General features: G+C 51.7%; 16 protein-coding genes. 6 read left to right on the forward strand and 10 right to left on the reverse strand.

Features of this window, described 5'->3' with window-relative positions:
- Positions 1-37: 37 nt before the first annotated feature.
- Entirely contained in the window at positions 38-1,474 is a 1,437-nt protein-coding gene (gene nrfA / locus FEK43_RS06510) for an ammonia-forming nitrite reductase cytochrome c552 subunit (protein WP_130205836.1), read from the reverse strand.
- Between the two features lie 393 nt (positions 1,475-1,867).
- Here nrfA and acs point away from each other — a divergent pair, with 393 nt between their 5' ends.
- The 3 genes from acs to actP all read left to right on the forward strand — a co-directional run bounded on the left by acs (position 1,868) and on the right by actP (position 5,986).
- Positions 1,868-3,826: an acetate--CoA ligase gene (acs, locus tag FEK43_RS06520; RefSeq protein ID WP_130205834.1), complete on the forward strand. Its 1,959-nt coding sequence runs from the start codon at positions 1,868-1,870 to the stop codon at positions 3,824-3,826.
- 199 nt (positions 3,827-4,025) lie between these two features.
- A complete protein-coding gene (locus FEK43_RS06525) occupies positions 4,026-4,340 on the forward strand; it encodes a DUF485 domain-containing protein (RefSeq protein ID WP_001337746.1) in 315 nt (104 codons plus the stop codon).
- A complete protein-coding gene (gene actP / locus FEK43_RS06530) occupies positions 4,337-5,986 on the forward strand; it encodes a cation/acetate symporter ActP (RefSeq protein ID WP_000832550.1) in 1,650 nt (549 codons plus the stop codon). Before FEK43_RS06525 ends, actP begins: the two co-directional genes overlap by 4 nt.
- A gap of 82 nt (positions 5,987-6,068) precedes the next feature.
- On the opposite strand, the gene FEK43_RS06535 is transcribed toward actP, so the two are convergent.
- The 3 genes from FEK43_RS06535 to soxR form a co-directional block, all read right to left on the reverse strand.
- Entirely contained in the window at positions 6,069-7,718 is a 1,650-nt protein-coding gene (locus tag FEK43_RS06535; protein WP_130205832.1) for a Na+/H+ antiporter, read from the reverse strand.
- Between the two features lie 149 nt (positions 7,719-7,867).
- Positions 7,868-9,217, reverse strand: a complete 1,350-nt coding sequence (ghxP, locus tag FEK43_RS06540) for a guanine/hypoxanthine transporter GhxP (RefSeq protein WP_130205830.1) — start codon at positions 9,215-9,217, stop codon at positions 7,868-7,870.
- Positions 9,218-9,761: 544 nt separating this feature from the next.
- Positions 9,762-10,226 carry a redox-sensitive transcriptional activator SoxR gene (gene soxR / locus FEK43_RS06545; protein WP_000412432.1) on the reverse strand — a complete coding sequence of 155 codons (465 nt, stop codon included), beginning with the start codon at positions 10,224-10,226 and terminating at the stop codon, positions 9,762-9,764.
- Positions 10,227-10,311: 85 nt separating this feature from the next.
- On the opposite strand from soxR, the gene soxS reads away from it, so the two are divergent.
- Positions 10,312-10,635 (forward strand): superoxide response transcriptional regulator SoxS, encoded by a 324-nt coding sequence (soxS, locus tag FEK43_RS06550; protein ID WP_000019357.1) that lies wholly within the window; start codon positions 10,312-10,314, stop codon positions 10,633-10,635.
- A gap of 2 nt (positions 10,636-10,637) precedes the next feature.
- On the opposite strand, the gene FEK43_RS06555 is transcribed toward soxS, so the two are convergent.
- Positions 10,638-12,224, reverse strand: coding sequence for an EAL domain-containing protein (locus tag FEK43_RS06555; RefSeq protein WP_135408649.1), 1,587 nt, complete (start codon positions 12,222-12,224; stop codon positions 10,638-10,640).
- A 439-nt stretch (positions 12,225-12,663) separates the two neighbouring features.
- Between FEK43_RS06555 and FEK43_RS06560 the strand changes: the two genes are divergently transcribed.
- Complete coding sequence (locus FEK43_RS06560) at positions 12,664-12,945, forward strand: YjcB family protein (protein ID WP_064525602.1); 282 nt, start codon at positions 12,664-12,666, stop codon at positions 12,943-12,945.
- Between the two features lie 99 nt (positions 12,946-13,044).
- Here FEK43_RS06560 and ssb1 read toward each other — a convergent pair whose 3' ends face one another.
- Complete coding sequence (ssb1, locus tag FEK43_RS06565; protein WP_000168309.1) at positions 13,045-13,581, reverse strand: single-stranded DNA-binding protein SSB1; 537 nt, start codon at positions 13,579-13,581, stop codon at positions 13,045-13,047.
- Positions 13,582-13,833: 252 nt separating this feature from the next.
- Here ssb1 and uvrA point away from each other — a divergent pair, with 252 nt between their 5' ends.
- Positions 13,834-16,656, forward strand: a complete 2,823-nt coding sequence (uvrA, locus tag FEK43_RS06575; RefSeq protein WP_130205822.1) for an excinuclease ABC subunit UvrA — start codon at positions 13,834-13,836, stop codon at positions 16,654-16,656.
- 213 nt (positions 16,657-16,869) lie between these two features.
- Here the strand turns inward: uvrA and FEK43_RS06580 are convergent, their stop codons facing one another.
- The 4 genes from FEK43_RS06580 to tyrB all read right to left on the reverse strand — a co-directional run bounded on the left by FEK43_RS06580 (position 16,870) and on the right by tyrB (position 19,997).
- Complete coding sequence (locus tag FEK43_RS06580; RefSeq protein ID WP_135408646.1) at positions 16,870-17,220, reverse strand: MmcQ/YjbR family DNA-binding protein; 351 nt, start codon at positions 17,218-17,220, stop codon at positions 16,870-16,872.
- A gap of 3 nt (positions 17,221-17,223) precedes the next feature.
- Positions 17,224-17,640 (reverse strand): secondary thiamine-phosphate synthase enzyme YjbQ, encoded by a 417-nt coding sequence (locus tag FEK43_RS06585; protein ID WP_130205818.1) that lies wholly within the window; start codon positions 17,638-17,640, stop codon positions 17,224-17,226.
- Between the two features lie 110 nt (positions 17,641-17,750).
- The gene (gene aphA, locus FEK43_RS06590) at positions 17,751-18,464 is read right to left on the reverse strand and encodes an acid phosphatase AphA (RefSeq protein ID WP_130205816.1); all 714 of its coding nucleotides are present in this window, start codon (positions 18,462-18,464) and stop codon (positions 17,751-17,753) included.
- A 339-nt stretch (positions 18,465-18,803) separates the two neighbouring features.
- Positions 18,804-19,997 (reverse strand): aromatic amino acid transaminase, encoded by a 1,194-nt coding sequence (tyrB, locus tag FEK43_RS06600; protein WP_135408644.1) that lies wholly within the window; start codon positions 19,995-19,997, stop codon positions 18,804-18,806.
- Positions 19,998-20,069 lie beyond the last annotated feature (72 nt).

Raw genomic sequence — 20,069 nt, forward strand, 5'->3', positions numbered from 1 at the left:
CATTTTGTTTTCCGCCCCTTGCGAGGCGGAACGGGGATTATTGGCTTAACAGACCGTTTTTACGTGCCTGATCTTCCCACTGCGGGATCACCGTTTTGATGAAATCCTGTTTCTCGGCTTTGATTTGCTCCATGTTCAGGCCAATTGCCTGCTGGGCTTTCTCTTTGGTCGAGATATCCGGGATCTGGATTTCATGGGTGATGCCTTTGGTCGCCAGCAAACGCGCCAATTTGGTACGCGCATCCGCCGCTTTATCCATCGCAGTACCGAGCATCCGTAGACCTTCTTCCGGTGCGTGCATATGAATACCGTGGGAAGCGATCGCCAGATCCCAACGCCACTGGGCATGACGGATATCGTCCTGAATCGGCTTCATTTCGGCTTCCGTCGCGCCTGCGTCCAGTGCCGCTTTCGCTTCGAAGTGAGCGTGAACCAGTTGATCTTCAACCTTGATTTTCAGGTCGTTAATCGACTGCTTACGTTCCGCGACCACTTTTTGCAAGGCGGCTTTGTCCTGGGTATGGCAGTTCGCACAAGTCTGGGCGAAGTTATCAAACGGATTACCAATTTTATGGTCGGTGTAGAGTTTGCCTTCGGCGTTCTGCACTTTTGGCATATGGCAGTCGATACAGGTCACGTTGTTTTTGCCGTGAATGCCCGCTGTCCAGGTTTCATATTCCGGGTGCTGCGCTTTCAGCATTGGCGTTTTTGACAGGGAGTTAGTCCAGTCAGAGAAGGCAATTTTGTCGTAATACTGCTCCATATTTTCGACTTTCATGCCGTCATCCCACGGGAATTTAACCGCTTTGTTTTTGCCGTCGAAGTAATACTCCACATGGCACTGACCGCAAACCATCGATTGCTGGTCGAAACGTCCAGCTTTCTCAAAAGGTTTGCCAATGGCTTCCATTGCACGCGCCGCATATGGACGGGAAAGGGTTAACTCCGGCTTACCTTTGGCGAACTCTGGTGAGGCGGTGTTATGGCAGTCGGCACAACCTAAGTTGTTGACGATTTCCGGGCCGCCGCGCGCCCATTTACCGTGGAAGTAGCCATCTTCGCCGTCTTTCTGGATCAGGCGCGCCACATCCGGGCTTTTACAACTCCAGCATGCCATCGGTAGCGGACCATCTTCGGCGTTTTTCGGCGCACCGGTACGCAGAGTTTCACGCACATCAGTCACAGCAAAGGCATGTCCACGCGGCTTGTTGTAATCGCGCGAGAAGGGATACCCCGCCCACAGGATCACCAGCCGTGGATCTTCCGCCAGGGCGTCAACACGCTCTGACTGTTCCGAGGTGGCTTTCCAGGAGAGATATTGATCGGGATGCTGTGGGGCAAAGGTTTCATTCTTCGCTTCCACAGTTACAGGTTTCGCGGGAGCGGCCGTTTGTTCAGCGTGAACAGAAGTGAAAAAGAAAAAAGGAATCAACAAGCTGAAGATACGGCGTGCGTTTATTTTTATCCTTGTCATAGGGGCTTTATCCAAATTTTGCCATTGAGGCAATGGCAGTTTTTATTGTTTTTTCATGACAGTAACCGCACATACACTGTCATGACATTGCTCGCCCCTATGTGTAACAAATAACCATATGCGGAATGTTGTCTTTAATCAATTGTAAGTGCATGTAAAATACCACTTTAGAGTTAGTTGATAATTTCCTCCATTTCAAACACATGCATAACTGCATGTTCCAGAAAGAAAATGCCAACTTTTGTTGGTGTCCTTCAAAAATAATCCTGTCGTTTATTTGCACAATTCTACTTTTGCGTGATCTGCCGCCCAAATACTAAACAAAACTGCCAATACCCCTACATTTAACGCTTATGACACATATTATTAACATCCCACAAGGAGAACAAAAGCATGAGCCAAATACACAAACACACCATTCCTGCCAACATCGCAGACCATTGCCTGATAAACCCTCAGCAGTACGAAGCGATGTACCAACAATCAATTAACGCACCAGATACCTTTTGGGGCGAACAGGGAAAAATTCTCGACTGGATCAAACCGTACCAGAAGGTGAAAAACACCTCCTTTGCCCCCGGTAATGTGTCCATTAAATGGTACGAGGACGGCACGCTGAATCTGGCGGCAAACTGCCTTGACCGCCATCTGCAAGAAAACGGCGATCGTACCGCTATTATCTGGGAAGGCGATGACGCCAGTCAGAGCAAACATATTAGTTATAAAGAGCTGCACCGCGACGTCTGCCGCTTCGCCAATACCCTGCTCGAGCTGGGCATTAAAAAAGGTGATGTGGTGGCGATTTATATGCCGATGGTACCGGAAGCTGCGGTCGCGATGCTGGCCTGCGCCCGCATTGGCGCGGTGCATTCGGTAATTTTCGGCGGCTTCTCGCCGGAAGCCGTTGCCGGACGCATTATCGATTCTAACTCACGGTTGGTGATCACTTCCGATGAAGGTGTGCGCGCCGGGCGTAGTATTCCGCTGAAGAAAAACGTTGATGACGCGCTGAAAAACCCGAACGTCACCAGCATTGAACATGTGGTGGTACTGAAGCGTACTGGCGGAAAAATCGACTGGCAGGAAGGGCGCGACCTGTGGTGGCACGACCTGGTTGAGCAAGCCAGCGATCAGCATCAGGCGGAAGAGATAAACGCCGAAGATCCTCTGTTTATTCTCTACACCTCCGGTTCTACCGGTAAGCCGAAAGGCGTGCTGCACACTACCGGCGGTTATCTGGTGTACGCGGCGCTGACCTTTAAATATGTCTTTGATTATCATCCGGGCGATATCTACTGGTGTACCGCTGATGTGGGCTGGGTTACCGGACACAGTTATTTGCTGTACGGCCCGCTGGCCTGCGGCGCGACCACGCTGATGTTTGAAGGTGTACCGAACTGGCCGACGCCTGCCCGTATGGCGCAGGTGGTGGATAAGCATCAGGTCAATATTCTTTACACCGCGCCAACGGCGATTCGCGCGCTGATGGCGGAAGGCGATAAAGCGATTGAAGGCACCGACCGTTCGTCGCTACGCATTCTCGGTTCCGTGGGCGAGCCAATCAATCCGGAAGCGTGGGAGTGGTACTGGAAGAAGATCGGCAACGAGAAATGCCCGGTGGTCGACACCTGGTGGCAGACCGAAACTGGCGGTTTCATGATTACGCCGCTGCCTGGAGCGACCGAACTGAAAGCCGGTTCTGCAACGCGTCCGTTCTTCGGCGTACAACCGGCGCTGGTGGATAACGAAGGTAATCCACAAGAAGGTGCCGCTGAAGGCAGTCTGGTGATCACCGATTCCTGGCCGGGTCAGGCGCGTACGCTGTTTGGCGATCACGAACGTTTTGAACAGACCTACTTCTCCACCTTCAAAAATATGTATTTCAGCGGCGACGGCGCGCGTCGCGATGAAGATGGCTATTACTGGATCACCGGGCGCGTGGACGACGTGCTGAACGTCTCTGGTCACCGTCTGGGGACGGCGGAGATTGAGTCGGCGTTGGTGGCGCATCCGAAGATTGCCGAAGCCGCCGTGGTGGGTATTCCGCACAATATTAAAGGTCAGGCGATCTACGCCTACGTCACGCTTAATCACGGGGAGGAACCGTCACCAGAACTATACGCAGAAGTCCGCAACTGGGTGCGTAAAGAGATTGGCCCGCTGGCGACGCCAGACGTGCTGCACTGGACCGACTCCCTGCCTAAAACCCGCTCCGGCAAAATTATGCGCCGTATTCTGCGCAAAATTGCGGCGGGCGATACCAGCAACCTGGGCGATACCTCGACGCTTGCCGATCCTGGCGTGGTCGAGAAGCTGCTTGAAGAGAAGCAGGCTATCGCGATGCCATCGTAACCCACAATTGCCGGATGCGAGTCGGTAACGGTTTGTAGGCCTGATAAGACGCGACAGCGACGCATCAGGCGTTGATTGCCGGATGCGGCGTAAACGCCTTATCCGGCCTACATTCGGCAAGGGTTACCCGAGCGTTAACCTTCTCCCATAAGGGAGCGGGAATTAAAACAATCCCTACATTACCTCTGGAGAATCTGTGATGAATGGTACGATTTATCAGCGGATAGAAGACAATGCGCATTTCAGGGAGTTAGTCGAAAAACGGCAACGGTTTGCCACCATCCTGTCGATTATTATGCTGGCAGTTTATATCAGCTTTATTTTACTGATCGCCTTCGCGCCCGGCTGGCTGGGCACCCCGCTGAATCCGAACACCAGCGTCACACGCGGTATTCCCGTTGGCGTTGGGGTCATTGTTATCTCCTTTGTTCTCACTGGTATCTACATCTGGCGGGCGAACGGCGAATTCGACCGTCTAAATAATGAAGTCCTGCATGAGGTACAAGCATCATGAAAAGAGTTCTGACGGCGCTTGCCGCCACACTCCCTTTCGCAGCTAACGCCGCGGATGCTATTAGCGGGGCCGTTGAGCGCCAGCCAACAAACTGGCAGGCGATTATTATGTTCCTGATTTTCGTCGTGTTCACGCTCGGCATTACCTACTGGGCGTCAAAACGCGTACGTTCTCGTAATGACTACTACACCGCAGGCGGCAATATCACTGGCTTCCAGAACGGGCTGGCGATTGCCGGGGACTATATGTCTGCCGCCTCATTTTTGGGGATCTCCGCGCTGGTGTTTACTTCCGGCTATGACGGGCTGATCTACTCGCTGGGCTTCCTGGTGGGCTGGCCAATCATTCTGTTCCTGATTGCTGAACGTCTGCGTAACCTGGGCCGCTATACCTTTGCGGATGTGGCTTCTTACCGCCTGAAACAAGGGCCGATTCGTATTCTTTCGGCTTGTGGTTCTCTGGTGGTGGTGGCGCTTTACCTTATCGCCCAGATGGTCGGCGCCGGTAAATTGATTGAACTGCTGTTTGGCCTTAACTATCACATTGCGGTGGTGCTGGTCGGCGTGCTGATGATGATGTACGTTCTGTTCGGCGGCATGCTGGCGACCACCTGGGTACAGATTATCAAAGCCGTTCTGTTGCTGTTCGGCGCTAGTTTTATGGCCTTCATGGTGATGAAACACGTCGGCTTTAGCTTCAACAACCTGTTCAGCGAAGCGATGGCGGTACACCCGAAAGGTGTCGACATCATGAAGCCGGGCGGACTGGTGAAAGATCCGATCTCCGCACTGTCGCTGGGGCTTGGGCTGATGTTTGGTACGGCTGGCTTGCCGCATATTCTGATGCGCTTCTTTACGGTCAGCGATGCACGCGAAGCGCGTAAGAGCGTGTTCTACGCTACCGGATTTATGGGCTACTTCTACATCCTGACCTTTATTATCGGCTTTGGCGCGATCATGCTGGTCGGTGCGAATCCGGAATATAAAGACGCTGCGGGCCATCTGATTGGTGGTAACAACATGGCGGCAGTTCACCTGGCCAATGCGGTGGGCGGCAACCTGTTCCTCGGCTTTATTTCAGCGGTTGCTTTCGCCACTATCCTCGCGGTAGTTGCGGGTCTGACGCTGGCGGGCGCTTCCGCGGTTTCGCATGACCTGTACGCTAACGTCTTCAAAAAAGGCGCAACCGAACGTGAAGAGCTGCGAGTCTCGAAAATCACCGTGCTGATCCTCGGCGTGATTGCCATTATCCTCGGCGTGCTGTTTGAGAATCAGAACATCGCGTTCATGGTGGGCCTGGCGTTTGCCATCGCCGCGAGCTGCAACTTCCCAATCATTCTGCTTTCCATGTACTGGTCGAAGTTGACTACTCGTGGCGCAATGATGGGCGGTTGGTTAGGGCTGATTACTGCGGTAGTACTGATGATCCTCGGCCCAACGATTTGGGTACAGATCCTCGGTCACGAAAAAGCCATCTTCCCGTACGAATACCCGGCGCTGTTCTCAATCAGCGTGGCATTCCTCGGCATCTGGTTCTTCTCGGCAACCGATAATTCAGCGGAAGGGGCGCGCGAGCGTGAACTGTTCCGTGCGCAATTTATCCGTTCCCAGACCGGCTTTGGCGTTGAGCAGGGCCGCGCGCATTAATCTCCACTAGCCTCTGGTCACCTGACCAACGGTAAAAAGGTGCGATGTACTGCACCTTTTTACCGATTACACCGCCAAAGCGTTATTGGTTCTCTTCTATTAACAACGCTTCCAGCAAATCAAGATCGTGTAGCAACTTTTGCAGCGTTTCGTTGCTGATCTCCCGCGTGGCGCGCAGGTGATAAAGTTCCGCACGTTCAGAACGCAACGCCGCCAGACGGAAGCGACGCTCCAGGTTCTCTTCCTGGACGGAGCTTTCAACGTCGTTTCGGCCATCGGCACGACGACGCAGGTTACCGATGACGCGCGAGCTGACTTCGGTAAGCAACTGGTTGTCGATATTCTCTTCAGTGTCCGCCGCCAGTCGCTCTTCCATTTTCTGGATCGCCACAATCGCTACTTCTGCCGTTGCCGCGCGCGCAATGCGTTCCTCTTTCAGCTGCTGAGAATGATCTGCGACTTCAATGTGTTGCAGCAGAACAGGCAGCATCACCACGCCAACAAACAGCGAGAAGAGAATGACGCCAGCCGCCAGGAACACCAGCTCATAACGCGCCGGGAAGACGTTGCCATCCGGCAACAGCAGCGGAATAGAGAGCACACCAGCCAGGGTGATAGCCCCGCGAACCCCGGCAAAAGACGCGATAAGAATTTCTCGTGTGGTCCACGAACCAAACTCCATCGGTTTCTTCTTCAGGAAGCGGTTACTGAACTTTTTCATCGTCCACAGCCAGCCGAAACGGACCAGCATGAGCGCTGCGTAAATCAAGATGATGTCGGTAAACAGCATCCAGATTTCGACGTTCGGGTCGATCTCTGCCGCCATCAGCGACGTCTCCAGAATGCCCGGCAGTTGCAGGCCCAACAGCAAGAACACCATGCCGTTAAAGACAAACTCCAGCATCGCCCAGGTGCTGTTCGCACGCAGACGCATCGCCAGCGGCGCACGGCGCATCACGCCTGAACGGGTAATGGTCATCCCGGCAGCAACTGCCGCAAGGATACCGGAAACGCCAATATGTTCGGCAATCAGATAAGAGGCGAACGGCAGCAGGAACAGCAGGACTATCTGTGTCGCAGGTTCATCGCCGCCCCAGCGGCTCAGGAAGCGCAGCGAGCGACCATATAGCCAGCTCACCACAAACCCCGCGAGAATACCGCCGATCGCGACTTTCATAAATTCGACCGTCGCACCGCCAACAGTGAAGATCATAGTTCCCATCGCGACTGCCACGGCAAACTTCAGCGACACCAGGCCGGAGGCGTCATTCATCAACGCTTCGCCCTGCAAAATGCCCATGATTTTTTTCGGTATTCGCCCTTCGCCAACAATCCCGGAGAGCGCCACGGCATCGGTCGGAGAGAGCACCGCCGCCAGCGCAAAGGCCGGAATTAGCGGAATGCCTGGCACCACCCAGTAAATGAGGAAGCCAATGCCGACTACGGTGACTACCACCAGCGCCAGCGCAAGACCGAAGATCTCCCGACCATGTTCGAGAAATTCACGGGTCGGCGTTTTCCAGCCATCAGCAAAGAGCAGCGGCGGGATAAACAAAACTAAAAAGAGTTCAGGATCAAACTCCACATGCAAACCAAACGTCGGCCACGCCAGTAGCGCACCAATGGCGATTTGCATAAGCGGAAGCGGGATCTGAAAGGGCATGACACGAGTGACCACCCCGGACAGCGAAACCACGAGGGTCATTATCAGTATGGTAAAGAAGATTTCCATGCGTTCCCTGTTTGCGATGTTTTATGGTTTGAGAAAGGCGTTATGCCTGAATTCTCAGTTTTTTCAGAATATCGCAAAAGCTCACACAATGTACGGAGAAAATAAAAACGGGCAGCCATTGCCACCCGTTTTCAGAATCTTATTAAAGATTAGATAGCCCAGCCACCCGCGTAGAAGGTCACCAGTGCCGCGGCGATAACAACCGTACCAATGTTCAGCTTACGCCATTCGCCAGAAACCAGACGGCCAATAACCAGGGTCGCGAAACCGATCATAATGCCGGTCACGATGTTACAAGTCAGTACAATGAATACCGCCGTCACCAGCCCCGCCATCGCATCAACAAAATCAGCAAAGTCGATTTTCGCCACGTTACTCAACATCAGCAGGCCAACATACATCAACGCAGGAGCCGTTGCGTAACCTGGAACAAGGTAAGAAAGCGGAGAGAGGAACAGAATCAGCAGGAACAGCACGCCAACGGTGATTGCCGTCAGACCGGTTTTACCACCCGCTGCCGTACCCGCCGCAGACTCAATGTATACCGCGGCCGGAGCCGCCCCCACCAGGCCTGAGAAAACGCTGCTCAGGGAGTCGGTGGTCAGCGCTTTACCGCCATCAATGATCTGCCCGTCTTTATCCAGCAGGTTCGCCTGACCGGCGACTGCACGGATGGTTCCGGTCGCATCAAAGACCGCCGTCATCACCAGCGCCAGTACGCTCGGCAGTACCACCGGATTCAGCGCGCCCATAATATCCAGGCTACCAATCAGCGAGTTACCATTTTCATCGCTCAGAGACGGCATAGCGAAAACGCCGGAGAAATGAACGTTAGGATCGAAGATCAGGCCCACAATCGAGATACCGATAATGGTCAGCAGAATGCCGCCCGGCACTTTCAGTTTTTCCAGACCGACGATCACCGCCAGACCTACCAGCGACATAATGACCGGGAAGGTGGCGAAATCACCCAGCGCAACCGGCAGACCGTCGAGCGGATTTTTAATGACCAGGCCAACACCATTCGCAGCAATCAGCAGCAGGAACAGGCCGATACCAATCCCCGTACCGTGCGCCACACCGTGTGGCAAGTTGCGCAAAATCCAGCTACGGATACCCGTTGCAGAAATGACTGTAAACAGCACCCCCATCAGGAACACGGCGCCCAGCGCGACCGGAACGCTAATATGCTGCCCCAGCACCAGGCTGAATGCAGTAAACGCGGTCAGGGAGATAGCGCAACCGATAGCCAGCGGCAAATTGGCCCACAGCCCCATCGCGATAGAACCAATCCCGGCAACCAGACAGGTCGCAACAAAAACGGCTGCTGGTGGGAAGCCTGCTTTACCCAGCATGCCCGGAACGACGATGACCGAGTAGACCATCGCCAGAAACGTTGTTAACCCGGCAACCACTTCCTGACGGACAGTGCTTCCACGTTGTGAAATTTTAAACCAGGCGTCGAGTGAACCGCCGGTACGCGCTGATGGCGTAGACATAGAAAACATCCCCTGAGAGTTTATTTTTCGTCAAGATGCGTGGCGGACAATCCCCTGCCAGCGAAACGTTATCTTCCTGCTTCAGGTTTGCGACAATGTGGGGCGTCGCAAAAAAGCAAACGTTTAGCTCCGCGCATACAAAACGGGTGGTAAAAAAAAGCAAACGATTATCCGGCGATCATAGCGGCTTTTTCAACCGAAGTTTGCTGCTTTTTTCCCTTTTCTTGTATTGACGATGAAAAACCAGGCAATTGATGCGCAAACGTTATCGTCGATGCGCAAAATTACGGCATTTGTAGGTAGCTTGTAGCGAAGGGTTGCAGTAAAAAATCGTGCAAGATGGCAAAAACATTGCGTCTAAAAAGCGTCTTTTTGCACTGGCGAAAATACGGAGGCGGCATACAATTAAAGTATCAACACCAACCGGAACCTCCACCACGTGCTCGAATGAGGTGTGTTGACGTCGGGGGAAACCCTCCTGTGTACCAGCGGGATAGAGTGAAAGACAAAGACCGGAAACAAACTAAAGCGCCCTTGTGGCGCTTTAGTTTTGCTCGTCTTCCAGCAAACGCGCGCCAGTACCTTCTTCCCCTAAGCGGTCGCCCGGGTTACGCAACGGGCAGTCGCTACGCGAAAGGCAGCCGCAGCCAATACAACCGTCCAGTTCATCTCGCAGAGCCACTAAGGTATGAATGCGCCGATCTAATTCTTCTCGCCATTGCGAAGAAAGCTGCTTCCACTCTTTGGCGCTTAATGTATGCCCTTCAGGCAACACACCAAATGCTTCACTAATAGTCGCCAATGGAATGCCAATACGTTGAGCAATCTTGATAATCGCCACATATCGCAGCACATCACGCTTATATCGTCGCTGATTGCCGCTATTTCGAATACTGGTAATCAGCCCTTTGCTCTCATAGAAATGCAGTGCAGATACCGCTACCCCACTGCGTTTCGCCACTTCGCCTGGGGTGAGCAAGGCTTTAATGCGGGGTAATTTCTTTTCCATAAATCGCTTTACCTCAAGTTAACTTGAGGAATTATACTCCCCAACAGATGAATTAACGAACTGAACACTGAAAAGAGGCAGATTTATGTCCCATCAGAAAATTATTCAGGATCTTATCGCATGGATTGACGAGCATATTGACCAGCCACTGAACATTGATGTCGTCGCAAAAAAATCAGGTTATTCAAAGTGGTACTTACAGCGGATGTTCCGCACGGTAACGCATCAGACACTTGGTGATTACATTCGTCAACGCCGCCTGTTACTGGCTGCCGTTGAGTTGCGCACCACCGAGCGCCCTATTTTTGATATCGCAATGGATCTTGGGTATGTCTCGCAGCAGACCTTTTCCCGCGTTTTCCGTCGGCAGTTTGATCGCACTCCCAGCGATTATCGCCACCGTATCTAGAATTATTGCCCGCACATTAACTCATGTGCGGGTAATTTCCCTGTCCATTCCATAAACATTTGCGGCGGCATCGCCTTTGCAAAGTACCAGCCCTGGCAATAACGCACGCCGCGTTTGCGCAGCCAATTAACTTGCTCCGACGTTTCTACCCCTTCCGCTATCGTTTTTAGCCCCAGACTGTGCGCCAGTTCAATGATGTGTTCCGCAATCAAATGGCTGGTTTTGTGCGTGGTCAGCGTCTCAACAAACGATTTATCGATTTTCAAAATATCGATATTCAATGAATTAAGGTTGTGTAAGTTGGAGTAGCCAATACCGAAGTCATCAATCGCAACTTCATAACCGGCCTGACGGAAAGCATGAATAATCGGCGTCATTTTGGTGACATCAAGAAACGCATGTTCAGTAACTTCAAATTTAATTTGCTGCGGACGCACCGCGTATTGCTCTATTTTCTGATTGGTTCGCGCAATTAAACGCGATGTATGAAAGTCGGAGGCCGACAGGTTAATAGAAACATAGCGATCGGCATGTGTTGCCAGATACGCCCCAAGATCGCTGAATACATTATCAATAACATAATCAGTGACTAACTCAATCATCCCCTCTTTTTCCGCCAATGGGATAAACTCTGCCGGACTCATCACTTGCCCCTGACCACCTGGCCAACGTAGCAACGCTTCAGCGCCAATACATTTTTCTGTTTTGATATCGATAATTGGCTGGTAATAAAGACAAAGCTGTCTTTTTTCGAGGGCGCGTTGCAATTTGCGTTTGGGTGACTGGTACTCCTGGCTAATCCGCAACCAGAGTAACAGGAGTACCAGACTGCAAAAAATACCTGCGGGCAAAGCAAAAATAAGATGATTATAAAAATGAGCGATAAGACGTTTATTTGAAGTGGCAACAATGGCCGCTATTGGGCGTTTTGTCGAATGTACCATTGCATACAAATGACCATTTCGTTGCACCGTTAAATCATTCAGATGAATTAACGGAGTAAACGTTTCAGCCGAGGCCTGGTTGCTTAACGAAAAAAAGGTTTTCGTCACCGTATCATACACGCCCCATTGTAGCGTCGGATCGTCAGATATCACCTCACTCCAGAATAAAGGATTGATGACCGCCACATAATTACCCCGCTGCATATAAGTCATTTTATAACCGGAGAAAAAAGGGGTATCGCGATAATAATAGATAGAAATGTCAGGGTCACGCTTATAATCCGCGGGGGCGATCATATATCTGTCAGCAGGGGCGATAAGTGAAGAACATAAAAAATGGTTATCCTGGGCATATATCAGTTCATTGATATAAAGATAGCCACGAATAATATTCAACATTCGCTTTTGATGATCCGGTGTACAAACTTGCCCCTGATAGCGTTTCGCTTCATCGCTCGCTGAATCTGCCTGTTGAATGACCAGCTCGGATTTATCCAGCGCCAGTTGGGCAAAGACACGAAGCTGATTGTTCACTTCTGATTTTGCCCAAATGAAGGCAATCCATAGTGACAGGATGATGGGGAGGAGTGCTACAAAGATAATGCCCGGCAACGCCAGCAATTTGTGTCGTGCACGATGACTCATTTCTATCAATTCCCTGTCTGGTTATAGCTGGTCATTGCAAGGTGAAAACCCTGGCCACCGACGACGTTAGATAAATCTTACGGTATAAATAGCACTTTTGCCTGATTTGAAATTGATACCTTTATAATCGTTGTTTTATTAAAAATAACACGCTGATATCAAAAAGAATTTACTAAAAAATGCGAGTCAATCAGGAAGATACGATATTTTGTATTTCCGCGACGCCACTGAAAAACCACAAAATAAGCATGCTAATAAAAATAGCGACTCTATCTGGCTAACAAACAACCAATTGTGATATAGTTCACAAAAATAATGAAACGCACTAATTGTTTCATTTTGGTATTTTGCAAGCCCCATGATAGCCAGAGTGCATCACGCCTCCCGTGAACAACACCGTGCTGTCCAGGGCATCGGTTATTTTCAGAGGAAATGTTCGATGGCTACCCTCACCACTGGCGTGGTTCTTCTTCGCTGGCAGCTTCTTAGCGCCGTACTGATGTTTCTGGCAAGTACGCTCAACATCCGTTTTCGTCGGTCTGATTACGTAGGACTCGCGGTGATCAGTAGTGGCCTGGGCGTTGTTTCCGCCTGCTGGTTCGCGATGGGACTGCTCGGAATCACCATGATGGATATTGCCGCAATCTGGCACAATATTGAGTCGGTAATGGTCGAAGCCACAAATCAGGCACCGCCACAATGGCCGATGATTTTGGTGTGATATGCAGAAGCCTCCATTATGGAGGCTTCTTTTTTTATCCCTGGCAGATGCGCTAATCACCTACCTTAAAACAATATAATCTATTGTTTTAAAACAAAATCAGAATGGGATATCGTCATCGAAATCCATCGGCGGCTCGTTAGACGGCGCTGCCGGAGCGGACTGCTGCGGGCGAGACTGTGCGCCGCCGCTGAACTGATTGCCACCCTGCGGCTGCTGAGGCTGACCCCAACCGCCCTGCGGCTGACCGCCACCGACGTTACCGCCAGCCGGAGCGCCACCGCCCTGACGACCACCCAGCATCTGCATGGTGCCGCCAACGTTCACCACCACTTCCGTGGTGTAGCGATCCTGACCGGATTGATCGGTCCATTTGCGGGTACGCAGCTGACCTTCGATATAAACCTGGGAACCTTTGCGCAGATATTCGCTGGCCACTTCAGCCAGTTTGCCGAACAGCACAACGCGGTGCCATTCAGTCTGCTCTTTCATCTCGCCGGTCGCTTTATCACGCCAGGATTCGGAAGTAGCCAGCGTAATGTTGGCAACTGCGCCACCATTTGGCATGTAGCGTACTTCCGGGTCCTGACCCAGATTACCAACGAGAATAACCTTGTTTACGCCTCTGCTGGCCATGTTCATGTCTCCTGAAAAAAAACGTTCTAATAAGTGTAAACGCGCGATTGTAGCATTACCAATAGCGGTTTTACTATGTTGTGACCTCGGTTCCGCTAAACAATTCTGGTCAAACATTGTTACATCGCGCTCTGGGTTTCACATTCCAACACTGTATATTCATTCAGGTCATTCTGTGTCATAATTAACCGTTTGTGATCGCCGGTAGCACCATGCCACCGGGCAAAAAAGCGTTTAATCCGGGAAAGGTGAATGGATAAGATCGAAGTTCGGGGCGCCCGCACCCATAATCTAAAAAACATCAACCTCGTTATCCCCCGCGACAAACTCATTGTCGTGACCGGGCTTTCGGGTTCTGGCAAATCCTCGCTCGCTTTCGACACCTTATATGCCGAAGGGCAGCGTCGTTACGTTGAATCCCTTTCCGCCTATGCGCGGCAGTTTCTGTCACTGATGGAAAAGCCGGACGTCGACCATATTGAGGGGCTTTCACCCGCCATCTCAATTGAACAGAAATCGACGTCTCATAACCCGCGCTCTACGGTGGGGACAATCACCGAAATCCACGACTATTTGCGTCTGCTATACGCTCGCGTCGGTGAGCCGCGCTGCCCGGACCACGATGTTCCGCTGGCGGCGCAAACTGTCAGCCAGATGGTGGATAACGTGCTGTCGCAGCCGGAAGGTAAACGTCTGATGCTGCTGGCGCCGATTATTAAAGAGCGCAAAGGCGAACACACGAAAACGCTGGAGAATCTGGCAAGTCAAGGCTACATCCGTGCGCGCATAGATGGCGAAGTCTGCGATCTTTCCGATCCACCGAAACTGGAACTGCAAAAGAAACACACCATTGAAGTGGTTATTGATCGTTTCAAAGTGCGCGACGATCTCACCCAACGTCTGGCTGAGTCGTTTGAAACGGCGCTGGAGCTTTCTGGCGGTACAGCGGTCGTCGCTGATATGGACGATCCAAAAGCGGAAGAGCTGCTATTTTCCGCCAACTTCGCCTGTCCGATTTGCGGCTACAGTATGCGTGAACTGGAACCACGTCTGTTTTCGTTTAACAACCCGGCGGGGGCCTGCCCGACCTGTGACGGCCTCGGCGTACAGCAATATTTCGATCCTGACCGCGTGATCCAGAATCCGGAACTGTCGCTGGCTGGCGGTGCGATCCGTGGCTGGGATCGCCGCAACTTCTATTACTTCCAGATGCTGAAATCGCTGGCAGATCACTATAAGTTCGACGTCGAAGCACCGTGGGGCAGCCTGAGCGCGAACGTGCATAAAGTGGTGCTGTACGGTTCTGGCAAAGAAAACATCGAATTCAAATACATGAACGATCGTGGCGATACCTCCATTCGTCGTCATCCGTTCGAAGGCGTGCTGCACAATATGGAGCGCCGTTATAAAGAGACGGAATCCAGCGCGGTACGCGAAGAATTAGCCAAGTTTATCAGCAATCGCCCGTGTACCAGCTGCGACGGAACACGTCTGCGTCGGGAAGCACGCCACGTGTATGTCGAGAATACGCCGCTGCCTGCTATCTCCGACATGAGCATTGGTCATGCGATGGAGTTTTTCAACAATCTCAAACTCGCTGGTCAGCGGGCGAAGATTGCAGAAAAAATCCTCAAAGAGATTGGCGATCGTCTGAAATTCCTCGTTAACGTCGGTCTGAACTATCTGACACTTTCCCGCTCGGCAGAAACGCTTTCCGGCGGTGAAGCCCAGCGTATTCGTCTGGCGAGCCAGATTGGCGCGGGGCTGGTTGGCGTTATGTACGTGCTGGATGAGCCATCTATCGGCCTGCACCAGCGCGATAACGAGCGCCTGTTGGGTACGCTTATCCATCTGCGCGATCTCGGTAATACCGTGATTGTGGTGGAGCACGACGAAGACGCGATTCGCGCCGCTGACCACGTTATCGACATTGGCCCGGGCGCGGGTGTACACGGTGGTGAAGTGGTCGCGGAAGGTCCGCTGGAAGCGATTATGGCCGTGCCGGAGTCGTTGACCGGGCAGTACATGAGCGGCAAACGCAAGATTGAAGTGCCGAAGAAACGCGTTCCGGCGGATCCGGAAAAAGTGTTGAAGCTGACAGGCGCGCGTGGCAACAACCTGAAAGACGTAACGCTGACGCTGCCGGTCGGTCTGTTTACCTGCATTACAGGTGTTTCAGGTTCCGGTAAATCGACGCTGATTAACGACACGCTGTTCCCGATTGCCCAACGCCAGTTGAATGGCGCAACCATCGCCGAACCGGCACCGTATCGAGATATTCAGGGACTTGAGCATTTCGATAAAGTCATCGATATCGACCAAAGCCCGATTGGTCGTACTCCGCGTTCTAACCCGGCGACCTATACTGGCGTGTTTACGCCTGTGCGCGAACTGTTTGCGGGCGTACCGGAATCCCGTGCGCGCGGCTATACGCCGGGGCGTTTCAGCTTTAACGTCCGTGGCGGACGCTGCGAAGCCTGTCAGGGCGATGGCGTAATCAAAGTGGAGATGCACTTCCTGCCGGATATTTACGTACCGTGCGACCAGTGCAAAGGTAAACGCTATAACCGTGAAACGCTGGAGATTAAGTACAAAGGCAAAACCATCCACGAAGTGTTGGATATGACCATCGAAGAGGCGCGAGAGTTCTTCGATGCCGTACCTGCACTGGCGCGTAAGCTGCAAACGTTGATGGATGTTGGCCTGACGTATATCCGCCTCGGGCAGTCCGCAACCACGCTTTCCGGCGGTGAAGCCCAGCGTGTGAAGCTGGCGCGTGAGCTGTCAAAACGCGGCACCGGGCAGACGCTGTATATTCTCGACGAGCCGACTACCGGCCTGCACTTCGCCGATATTCAGCAACTGCTCGACGTGCTGCATAAACTGCGCGATCAGGGCAACACCATTGTGGTGATTGAGCACAATCTCGACGTAATCAAAACCGCAGACTGGATTGTCGACCTGGGGCCGGAAGGTGGTAGCGGCGGCGGCGAGATCCTCGTCTCCGGTACGCCAGAAACCGTCGCGGAGTGTGAAGCATCACACACGGCACGCTTCCTCAAGCCGATGCTGTAATCGTTAAGGCCGCTTTCTGAGCGGCCTCAGATTATTGACAAAGTGCGCTTTGTTCTTGCCGGATGCGGTGTGAACGCCTTATCCGACCTACAAAAACATGCAATTTCAATATATTGCATGGGTTACGTAGGCCTGATAAGCGTCGCGCATCAGGCAATTTTGCGTTTGTCATCATTCTCAGGCCGCTTGCTGAACGGCTTTTTCCTTTCAGAGTTACGCCAGCAATTTACGTTTTTCTTCCGGCAGCAAATTCACCGCCTGCTGATAAGACGCATCGACCAGATAATAGATTTGCGAATCCGGCAACGAGCCGTCGAGATATACGGTGCTCCAGTGCGCTTTGTTCAGATGCCGACTGGGACGAACATCGCTATGCTGCTGTCGCAAAAGCTCGGCCAGCGCAGGGCTGGTTTTCAGCGAAACCGCTGGGCGATTTTCCACTTCTTTCACCATCGCAAACAGCACATCTTCCACTTTGATTTGCGTTGCTTTCCAGTCACTATGCACACTCTGTTCTGCGCCTGGTTTTGCCATGCAATATTGTAGCAACTCCGAAATGGTCATTTTTTACTCCCCTTGTAGTGTCGCGATAATGCGACGCGAACCGCCGTGGATGCGATGTTCCCCAAGCCATATTCCCTGCCAGGTGCCGGTCTGAATACGCCCCTGATGCACTGGCAATACGAGCGATACCCCCAGCATCGAGGATTTGATATGAGAAGGCATATCGTCTGCCCCTTCATAGTCATGCTCATAGTTTCCATTGTCGGGAACGGTGCGGAGGAAAAAACGCTCCATGTCATAGCGTACTGTGGGGTCGCAATTCTCATTAAGTGTCAGAGAGGCGGAAGTGTGTTGCAGCAACAGGTGCAGTAAACCGACATTAACACGCGGCATATCAGCTAGTTGAGTCAGGATTTCATCCGTTACCAAATGAAACCCACGAGATTTAGCGCTAAGCGTGAGCGTCTTTTGAAACCACATGTGCTGCTCCTTGATAAAACTCTCTTAATCAGTTTGCAGCAAGACAGCGAAAGGATAAAGGTGCGATTAAAAAAACAGCATTCGGGAGAGTCAGGCGCTCTCCCGACTTATCAGTATTCTGAATTGATGATCACCTCTTCATCGAATGCACCCGCTTGTGGCAAGGGTTTGTAGGTGGAGTTGGAGGCTCGCAGAATGCGGATGCCACGGATGCCAACATCACGTGCAGCGGTAATATCGTTATCGGAATCACCATAAAAAATTCGGATATTTTTATCCTGTAGCCACTGCGTTTTTGTATTTTGTCCTGCTTTATCGCCCGCAAAAATCACCGGGTTCATACTGGTTGCAGGAATGTGAAAGTCATCAGCCAGCGTTTTTGACACTGTTTCAGTTTTCGTAGGGCTACGACCTGTCACAAAGAAAATGGTGTCGCCACGGCGGACATGCATATCAATCAGCTGACGCGCGACCTCTTTTGGAATACTAAATTCATCCCAACCGTTGTTCATCTTTTCCCAGAATGCTGGGTTTTTTAGATAATCTTCGCTTTCTGGCGAGAACGTTTTTTTGCCGCGCCAGAATCCAGGGCTGGAAAACAGAACAGTGTCATCAATATCAAACCCAACAGCCATCTGTGGGCGTCCTGCCAGACTGTTTTCAATTTGGGCGACTGAAACCCAATGAATTGGTGCCTGTTCAGCGAGTTTGGCTACGTTAGTACCCGGATTAAGCGGTGAAGGTGATGAGGCCAGGGCAACAGCGGAACTGTTTAGAGCGAACAATAAGCAAACGGCACTCAATGCCTGTGTGATCTTGCGCATATTTTTCCCTAAATAGTCAGTAAGTTAAAACTTTTTATTGTGAGATTTGTTGAAAAAACCATCTGACCATAACGCCAGCAGCGGAGGAAAGGAAGGATTATCTGCGGTTTTGTTAGAGAAAGGGAGCAGGATCACATGAGAGAAGTTCGTGTTTTTTAATAGCTTAATGTCTATCCATGGAGTAGGTATATCCATTTAGTCCGTGGTTAATATCGCTTACCAGAAGTGAGCGGCTTTATATGAGGGGCAGAGTTTTTCTTTCTCTCTATTCTCAATGATAATAATTATATCAACAAGTTAAAATTGAGCAGGCGGCTGTTCAACCACCTGCTAACGACATTACATCACGGCTGCAAACGCCTTCGCCACGCGATGCACATTTTGCGCATTAAGTCCGGCAACACACATGCGGCCGCTGGCAATCAGGTAAACACCAAACTCTTCACGCAGTCGGTCAACCTGAGCAGCGCTTAAACCGGTATAACTGAACATGCCGCGCTGCTTAAGCAGATAATCAAAATTGCGTTCTGGCATCTCTTTACTCAATACCTTCACCAGTTCCTGACGCATCGCCAGAATACGGGTACGCATTTCTTCCACTTCTGCCAGCCAGCTAGCTTTTAACGCCGCATCATTCAGCACCGTAGCCACCACCTGCGCACCAAAATTCGGCGGGCTGGAGTAGTTGCGGCGAACAGTTGCTTTCAACTGCCCCAGTACGCGACCTGCGGCTTCGGCATCTTCACACACCACAGAAAGACCGCCGACACGCTCACCGTAGAGGGAGAAAATTTTCGAGAATGAATTGCTCACCAGAGCAGGTAATCCGGCGCTGGCGATCGCGCGAATGGCATAGGCATCTTCTTCCATACCGGCACCAAATCCTTGATAGGCAATATCGAGGAATGGGATAAGCTCGCGTGCTTTGAGAATTTCAATCACCGCATCCCACTGGTCGTTGGTGAGATCGGCGCCCGTTGGGTTATGACAACAAGGATGCAGCAGCACAATGCTGCGGGCAGGTAATGTTTTCAGCGTCGCCAACAGGTCATTAAAACGCACGCCGTTAGTCGCTTCGTCATACCAGGGGTAAGTATTCACTTCGAATCCAGCCCCAGCGAATATTGCTACGTGGTTTTCCCAGGTAGGATCGCTGACCCAGACGCCTGATTCCGGGAAGTAGCGTTTCAGGAAGTCAGCGCCTACTTTTAATGCCCCCGAACCACCGAGCGTCTGAATGGTCGCCACACGCTGTTGTTGTAACACCGGATGGTCAGAGCCAAACAGCAGCGGCGCAATGGCATGGCGGTAGCTGTTCAGCCCTTCCATCGGTAAATAAAGCGAAGCGCCATGAGGTTGTGCATTCAGACGCGCTTCCGCTTCCGCGACAGCTTTTAGTTGCGGAATAATCCCGTCTTCGTTGTAGTACAGACCGATACTCAAATTCACTTTGTCGCTGCGAGTGTCTTCTTTAAAACGCTCCATAAGCGAAAGAATCGGGTCGCCAGCATAGGCGTCAACTTTTTGAAACACGCGATGGTTCTCCAGGTTTACGGGCAGGTGGTTAAAACACAATAAACCGGAAGATGGCGAAGATCGAGAGGA

This window comes from Escherichia sp. E2562 (genome assembly GCF_005781075.1).
Lineage (GTDB): Bacteria > Pseudomonadota > Gammaproteobacteria > Enterobacterales > Enterobacteriaceae > Escherichia.

Excerpts from the sequence above, each read along its gene's own strand:
- FEK43_RS06580 (WP_135408646.1), bottom strand. The coding sequence starts at position 17,220 with ATGACCATTTCGGAGTTGCTACAATATTGCATGGCAAAACCAGGCGCA.
- ssb1 (WP_000168309.1), bottom strand. The coding sequence starts at position 13,581 with ATGGCCAGCAGAGGCGTAAACAAGGTTATTCTCGTTGGTAATCTGGGT.
- FEK43_RS06535 (WP_130205832.1), bottom strand. The coding sequence starts at position 7,718 with ATGGAAATCTTCTTTACCATACTGATAATGACCCTCGTGGTTTCGCTG.
- soxS (WP_000019357.1), top strand. The coding sequence starts at position 10,312 with ATGTCCCATCAGAAAATTATTCAGGATCTTATCGCATGGATTGACGAG.
- FEK43_RS06585 (WP_130205818.1), bottom strand. The coding sequence starts at position 17,640 with ATGTGGTTTCAAAAGACGCTCACGCTTAGCGCTAAATCTCGTGGGTTT.
- aphA (WP_130205816.1), bottom strand. The coding sequence starts at position 18,464 with ATGCGCAAGATCACACAGGCATTGAGTGCCGTTTGCTTATTGTTCGCT.
- FEK43_RS06560 (WP_064525602.1), top strand. The coding sequence starts at position 12,664 with ATGGCTACCCTCACCACTGGCGTGGTTCTTCTTCGCTGGCAGCTTCTT.
- acs (WP_130205834.1), top strand. The coding sequence starts at position 1,868 with ATGAGCCAAATACACAAACACACCATTCCTGCCAACATCGCAGACCAT.
- FEK43_RS06525 (WP_001337746.1), top strand. The coding sequence starts at position 4,026 with ATGAATGGTACGATTTATCAGCGGATAGAAGACAATGCGCATTTCAGG.
- uvrA (WP_130205822.1), top strand. The coding sequence starts at position 13,834 with ATGGATAAGATCGAAGTTCGGGGCGCCCGCACCCATAATCTAAAAAAC.
- ghxP (WP_130205830.1), bottom strand. The coding sequence starts at position 9,217 with ATGTCTACGCCATCAGCGCGTACCGGCGGTTCACTCGACGCCTGGTTT.
- soxR (WP_000412432.1), bottom strand. The coding sequence starts at position 10,226 with ATGGAAAAGAAATTACCCCGCATTAAAGCCTTGCTCACCCCAGGCGAA.
- actP (WP_000832550.1), top strand. The coding sequence starts at position 4,337 with ATGAAAAGAGTTCTGACGGCGCTTGCCGCCACACTCCCTTTCGCAGCT.
- nrfA (WP_130205836.1), bottom strand. The coding sequence starts at position 1,474 with ATGACAAGGATAAAAATAAACGCACGCCGTATCTTCAGCTTGTTGATT.
- FEK43_RS06555 (WP_135408649.1), bottom strand. The coding sequence starts at position 12,224 with ATGAGTCATCGTGCACGACACAAATTGCTGGCGTTGCCGGGCATTATC.